This is a genomic window from Mesorhizobium sp. B2-4-14 (assembly GCF_006442155.1).
Lineage (GTDB): Bacteria > Pseudomonadota > Alphaproteobacteria > Rhizobiales > Rhizobiaceae > Mesorhizobium.
In genome coordinates this window covers 52,291-58,742 of the sequence record NZ_VFVA01000033.1, presented here as the reverse complement: position 1 = coordinate 58,742, position 6,452 = coordinate 52,291, and the positions used below count along the sequence as shown (strand labels likewise).

The 6,452-nt window shown below is 61.9% G+C and carries 5 protein-coding genes; all 5 read left to right on the top strand.

Annotation, left to right across the window (positions count from 1 at the left end; translation table 11 throughout):
- The coding region (locus tag FJ938_RS23685) for a type I secretion C-terminal target domain-containing protein (RefSeq protein ID WP_140697962.1) at window positions 1-2,688 on the top strand (2,688 nt) is incomplete at its 5' end.
- Between the two features lie 245 nt (window positions 2,689-2,933).
- The gene (locus tag FJ938_RS23680) at window positions 2,934-3,305 is read left to right on the top strand and encodes a hypothetical protein (protein WP_140697959.1); all 372 of its coding nucleotides are present in this window, start codon (window positions 2,934-2,936) and stop codon (window positions 3,303-3,305) included.
- Between the two features lie 324 nt (window positions 3,306-3,629).
- Window positions 3,630-4,829 (top strand): ABC transporter substrate-binding protein, encoded by a 1,200-nt coding sequence (locus FJ938_RS23675; RefSeq protein ID WP_140697956.1) that lies wholly within the window; start codon window positions 3,630-3,632, stop codon window positions 4,827-4,829.
- A 15-nt stretch (window positions 4,830-4,844) separates the two neighbouring features.
- Entirely contained in the window at window positions 4,845-5,534 is a 690-nt protein-coding gene (locus FJ938_RS23670; RefSeq protein WP_140697953.1) for a thermonuclease family protein, read from the top strand.
- A gap of 151 nt (window positions 5,535-5,685) precedes the next feature.
- Window positions 5,686-6,432 carry a GGDEF domain-containing protein gene (locus FJ938_RS23665; protein WP_246673475.1) on the top strand — a complete coding sequence of 249 codons (747 nt, stop codon included), beginning with the start codon at window positions 5,686-5,688 and terminating at the stop codon, window positions 6,430-6,432.
- Window positions 6,433-6,452 lie beyond the last annotated feature (20 nt).

The following is a 6,452-nucleotide window of genomic DNA, read 5'->3' as shown; positions in this document are numbered from 1 at the left end:
GTCGTGGTGACGGACGCGGACCCGGTGGCGCATAGCGCGCAGGGCAACCTGACGATCACCATCGTCGACGATGCGCCGGTGGCCAACGCGGACAACAACAGCGTCGCGTCTGGCAGCCATGCCGCGATCATCGGCAACGTGCTGACGGGTGTTGGCGAGACCGCTCCGGCCGCAGGCACGACGAACGTGGACGTGTTCGGCGCGGACGGCAAGACTGGTGGCGGCGTCGTGGGCGTCGCGGCCGGAACGACAGGCGGCGGCGTCGACGCCAATGTCGGGCAGGCGATCCATGGCCTGTACGGCACGCTGACGCTGAACGCGAACGGCGGCTACAGCTATCAGCGCGACGCCGGCTCGCCGGGCGGGGTGAGCGACAAGTTCACCTACACGATCAAGGACGGCGACGGCGACCTGGCGCACACCACGCTGACGATCGACATCGCGTCGGGAACGCCGCAGATCGGCGCCAACACGCCGGATAATGGCAGCACCGCGGAGACCGTCTACGAGGCGGGCCTGGCGAACGGCTCGCAGGTTGGCCCGACGGCGACGACGACGAGCGGCGCGATCGCCTTCACCTCCCCGGACGGGGTGAGCTCGGTCACGCTGGGCGGCCATACGCTGGGCCTGGGAGCGGGCAACGCGGTGACGTTCCCCGACGCGGCCGGCACGGTGAGTGCCTACTACACCTATGACGGCGCGGCCGGCACGGGCACGATCCACTACGTCTACACGCTGACGACGAATGAGCTGGAGAGCCCGGCGGCCAACAACGGCCAGGACAGCCTCGAGACGAAGCCGACCTTCCAGGTCGTGGTGACGGACGCGGACCCGGTGGCGCATAGCGCGCAGGGCAACCTGACGATCACCATCGTCGACGATGCGCCAACCGTGATTGCTCCGGACGCCGCGGTGATGCTGAACACGGCCGGCACGACCTTCACCGGCAAGCTGGATTTCGACGACAATGTGGACAACAACTACGGCGCCGATGGCGGCAACACGCGCTTCGCGTCGTCGCTGAACGGTACCGACAGCACGTTCACATCCGGTGGTCGACACATCCTCTATTCCGTGTCGGGGGATGGCCATACGCTTACCGGGTTCTTGGATACGAACGGTGACAGCAGCTATACTGCCGGTACGGATACGCCGGTGTTCACTGTCGCCCTGAATCTCGACGGCAGCTTTGCCGCAGCCAACGACACCTACACGGTCAACCTCATCGGAACGATCGATGGCGGCGCGCAGAGCATCAATTTCAACGATGGCAACATATATCAATTTGTTGGAGGCAACACGGCTTGGGTTGGCTACGTTGACAAGACGGCGGCCGATCCACTTACAGCTCATGACCTTCTGGTGACGCCGTTAAGCGTCAGTGGCAGCACAGTCGCGAGCGGCGGAACCATGAACGGTACCGCCAATGCATTAGGCGTGAGCGGGGGGGCTTCCATAGGCAGTGGAGAGGGCGCACGGGTGGATTATGTAACCGGGCTGGCGGGCACCCCTGGCAGCTCTGGCGATTACGGCACATCAACAAGCCAAAACGAAACCTATACGGGCCATTATGATGTCAATGGCGCCACCGTCAGCTTCGCTCTCACCGGCAGCAAGTCGACATCAGTTGAGCTCTCCGCCTATGTGGATACCAGCGCAGACAATAGTTCCGGCGGTGGAAGCGTGATGGCCAATGATGGTACGCCAGACTCCGTCACGGGCGTCACCATCAAATATGGAGCCGGCAGCACGGTGTTCAATTATGCCGGCCATGCACTCAATACATTCTACGTTGTTGCGGTTGGCGGCCATAACTTTACGGTAGAGTTTGTGAACACCAGCGGCACCATACATGCCATCGTTGGCGGCATTGTCGACGGCACAACGCTGGGCGTCTATGGCGCAACAAACTATAATGCGCTCCAAGTCGATTATTATGGCACCAATCATATTTCAGCCAACGGCACCAGTGTCACTAGCACTACCAGTGACACCTTCCAGATCTCCGGCTTTGGTACGACGTCGATCACGCCCGGTCTTCCGGTCGACATGCATCTGCCGGTCAATGTGGTGGATGGCGATGGCGATGTCGCCCACGGCATCATCGGCGTGTATCTGATGCCGTCGTCACCCACGACGGCTGATCATTCGGCCGACTCCGCGGCTGTCTCGCATGTTTACACGGCGACCGCCTCGCAGCCCGACGTGATCGGCTCGCTCTACGATGACACGATCAGCGCAGCCGGCGTTTCGGGGAATCACATCCTCTATGGCGGCGCCGGCGGCAGCGACACGCTCACCGGCGGCGCAGGCAACGACACGCTGATCGCCAGCTCGGGCAACAACACGTTGACGGGCGGTGCTGGCGCGGACATCTTCGTGATCAATGCCGCCACATGGACCAGCCATGGCAGCATCCAGGACCTGATAGCCGACTATCACCCCGGCGAGGGTGACACTGTCGATCTGAGCAAGGTCCTAGATGCCGTTTTCGGCGGCAGCCAGACCCAGGCGGATACGTTCAGCAGTGTCAGCGCGACCAATGACGGGACAAACGTCCACGTCAACGTTACCCACGGCGGCTCGACTGTCGAAGTGGCGACTTTGACGGCCAATGCGGGCATCTCCCATACGATCAACATCGTGTATGACGATGCGCATCACGCGACGACTGTGAATGTGCCGTAAGCTACATGCTCGGCGATCAATCAGCTTCACCGAAGGGAAACGAATATCCCTTCGGTGAATCCTGGTTTGAGGAGGCATGAAGCCGTCTTCTCGTTGACTGTTTGGCTGGGGCGGACGGACAGGCGGCAGACACGAGTACCGTCCTTTGCGGCGATGACTGTGGCCTAAGTGGCACAGTACGCAGCCATGCTTGCATGCTATGCATTAGCGACGCGTGAATTGTAATCCGGGGAGGGGAGCTCATCATGAAGACTGTTGCAAAGCTGCTGGTTTCGGGGGCGGCCCTGTTGTTGACGGCCGGATCGGCGGGCTACGCCGCCGACATCATCGGCGGCTCGACGGCTGACTATTGCCGTGTCGCCGGCAACTCGGACCTGGTGCGGACCGACAACATCGTCGATCTGAAGAACCAGGTGGTGAAGCTGATGGACGAGTCGGTCGCTGTCGCCAACAGCCCGGAATGGATCAACTCGTCCAGGCCGGTTTTCGTCTGGGCGTCGGAAGCCAAGGTGGCCTGCGGCATGGCTTACGGCTACCTGAAGACGAATTATCGCGACGAGGATACACTCGACAAATGCGAGTGTTTTCACGAGCGCATGGTCGAGTACATGAACTGACCAGGCAGGCGGGAACGTCGGGCCGATGATTGGCGATCCCATGTCGCTCGCTGCGATCGCGGGAGCGACCGCATTGGTCGCCCTCTTGCCGTGGGTCACGCCGGCCGGTTCGAGGGAGCAGGCCGGCGAGCGAGCTTCCACTTCCATCCGCCACTGCCAGCCTGCGCCAGGACAAGGGCTGGAGGTGACCAAGCAGAAGAACGCAGTCCTTCCGCAGCCGAGGACCTCGGCGAGAACGGCGCAAATCCGCCGTAACATATTTTGACGATGAGACCGGGAAGGGCAAGGTCACACAATCTGGCGGCGTATCGGGTGGGAGCAAGCATGGGATTTGGCCGACAGGTACACCGTCTGCGAACGTTGGCGGCGGCCTCCGTGCTGGCGGGATCGTTGCTGGGTTGTCAGTCGAAAGGCAGCGTGTCCGACGCACTCGATCCGGCCGCCATCCAGGCCGGCAATCAACCGACTGTTGTCGCTGCCGCCAACGCAAGCCAGGCGACGCAGTCTCTCGGCACTGGCCCCACGAAGGTTGCCATGCTGCTGCCCCTCTCCGCGCCGGGAACGGCGGGGGAAAGTGGCAGGAAGATGCTCGACGCCGCAAAACTCGCGATGACCGATCTTGGCAATCCGCTGCTTACGGTGACCGTCGAGGACACGCGAGGCGACGTGGGTTATTCCCAGCAATTGGCGATCAAGGCCATAACGTCGGGGGCGAAAATTGTCATCGGCCCGACCGAACTGCCCGCGGCACAGCATGTCGCTCAACTGTCGGGGTCGAACCGGCCGCCGGTTCTGGCTCTTGCCGACAATTTCGCCGGCGGTCCGGGCGTCTACGCCGTGTGCCTCACTGAAGCAGACAGCGCCGCGGCGGGTGCTGGCGCCATCGCGGCCAAGGGCGGCAAGAAATTCGTCCTGCTTGTCCCGGCAGGGTCGAATGCCGGCATAGTCGAGAAGCGGGTTGCCAACAGCCTCAGCGTATACGGAGCCACACTTGCGGTCACCATACCCTATTCGGCCGCCGACAACGGCGCCAAGGCGGTCGCCGATATGGGTTCGCTTGTGGAGATGCCCGATGCCGTCGTCGTTGCCAGCGGTGATGGCAGCCCGTCGCCGATCCTCATCGCTCTGAAAGCAAAAGGCATTCCGGGAAAGTCGACCTCCGTGGTCGGCACAAATCGCTGGCTGGATCGCCCGATCGATCCGCTTTTCGAAGGCGCTTATATCGCAACGCTCGATCCACGCGAGACGGGTCCCATCGCGGATCGTTTCAAGACGACCTTCAAATACGAGCCCGACGTCAATGTCGCTTATGCTTATGATACAGTCGCCCTGACAGCCGGGATCGCAAGCGCACTTGGACCTGCCAGTTTCAGCAGAAAAGTCTTCGAGAATCCGAGCGGGTTTCGCGGGTCGACCGGTTTGTTCCGGTTTCGCGCCGACGGATCCAGCGAACGGTCGATGCCTTTCTATCGAATTGAAAAAGGGGCGCTCAAACTGGTTGCCAAATCGACGTCGGGTTTCTGACTGGGCGTAGACCCGATGGGCAAAGCACAACGGGTCCGCATCATGATCGCGATCGGAAGCCTTGAGCTCTTGATCGGAATTTTGTTGATTGTCCGGGCAGCGCACCTGTTCCGGGTCGATCCGCCAATTGTCGCCTCGGCCCCCGAAGCCGGGCACAAGGACCGTTGGCGCCCGGTTCGCTTCCTTTCCAGTTCGGCACGCACGATCGCTCAGGACCTCATCGCACCGCCGCAGATCGACGCGACGGGCATCGAGCGAGCGGAGCCACGTTCGCCGCTCGGCGAACTCGGCCTCGCGTCCCCTCCGAAAACGCCGATGCCGCAGGATTGGCGGGAGATGCTGCTGTACGGCCCGCAGGCCACGTCGTCAGCCGGCTTCGAATCCATGGGCCGAAGAGTGACGATCAGCGGCGTGCAGGGCGTCGAGATAGACAGGACTTGCCTGTTTGGCGATATCTCCTGGCCTTGCGGGCAAAGGGCACGCGCTGCTTTCAACCGCTGGCTTCGCGGACGAGCATTGAAATGTTTCGTGCCACCGGAAATTGACCGTTTCCCGATCGCCGCGCCGTGCCGGCTGGGACAGCAGGATGTCGGCGCCTGGCTCGTATCCAACGGCTGGGCCCTGGCTTTGCCTGATAGTATCTATGGCAAGGCCGAGGCGACAGCCAGAGCCGCGGAAATGGGAATCTTCGGCCCACCTGTGTAGGCGCTTCGGCCAACGATACCATCACACGCTGAACCGCTCTAAGGGCGGCTGCGCAAGATTATCCACCTCGATCCGTCAAATTGTATTGTTCCTGGAGACTAAAATCGTAACTTGCCGGCCATATGCTTGCCGATCAAACAGGAGATTGGCCGTGACGAAAGCATCGACGGGGACCAACGCATGGCAGGATGTCGTGCGTTTAGCCCTCTTGGGAACCATCGCCAGCCTGTGCGTTTCCTTTGGCTTGAATTATCTGCTTCTGTTCATCGATGCCTTGACCCCGTTCGGCCGCGGCGTGATCACCGCAGCGGTCCTGCCTCTGGTGATTTGCCTGCCGCTGTTTGTGTTCATAGGTCTGAAGTTGGCCGATATCCGCCACTATCGACGCGAACTCAACAAGGCGGCGAGCTATGATGGGTTGACCGGCTGCCTGAACGGGACTGTTTTCGCATCGCTCGTCGAACGCAGAGCGGTCAAGCCCTCGGCGCCGGGCTCGCGATCGGGCGCCTTCCTGGTGATTCACCCCGAGCATCTGCGCGCCATCAACCTGCGCTTCGGCCTTGGCTGGGGCGATGAAGCCCTGCGCCTCATCGCCTCGGCCATCCGATCCTCCGTTCGCTCGGAGGATGTGATTGGCCGCATCGGCGCTTCGATGTTCGGGGTGTTTCTGCCCGGAGCAAGCGAAGCCGACGCCAGAAAGGTTGGCGAGCGTATTCGTGCCGGCGTCTCGCAAGTCTATTTCGCGCCCCAAGGAGGCGAAGAAGTCCTGGCCGTGAAACTCGGAGGTGTGGTGTTTGAGCAGGAACTGGAGTTCGAGGACATGTTCCGGTCTGCGGCAGAGCGCTTGTCGGCGCCTCGACCGGACGGCGGTTTCGACTTGTCGCATCTTCACGCCTAGCCGCAGCTGACCAGCCGCGA

Excerpts from the sequence above, each read along its gene's own strand:
- FJ938_RS23675 (WP_140697956.1), top strand. The coding sequence starts at position 3,630 with ATGGGATTTGGCCGACAGGTACACCGTCTGCGAACGTTGGCGGCGGCC.
- FJ938_RS23670 (WP_140697953.1), top strand. The coding sequence starts at position 4,845 with ATGGGCAAAGCACAACGGGTCCGCATCATGATCGCGATCGGAAGCCTT.
- FJ938_RS23680 (WP_140697959.1), top strand. The coding sequence starts at position 2,934 with ATGAAGACTGTTGCAAAGCTGCTGGTTTCGGGGGCGGCCCTGTTGTTG.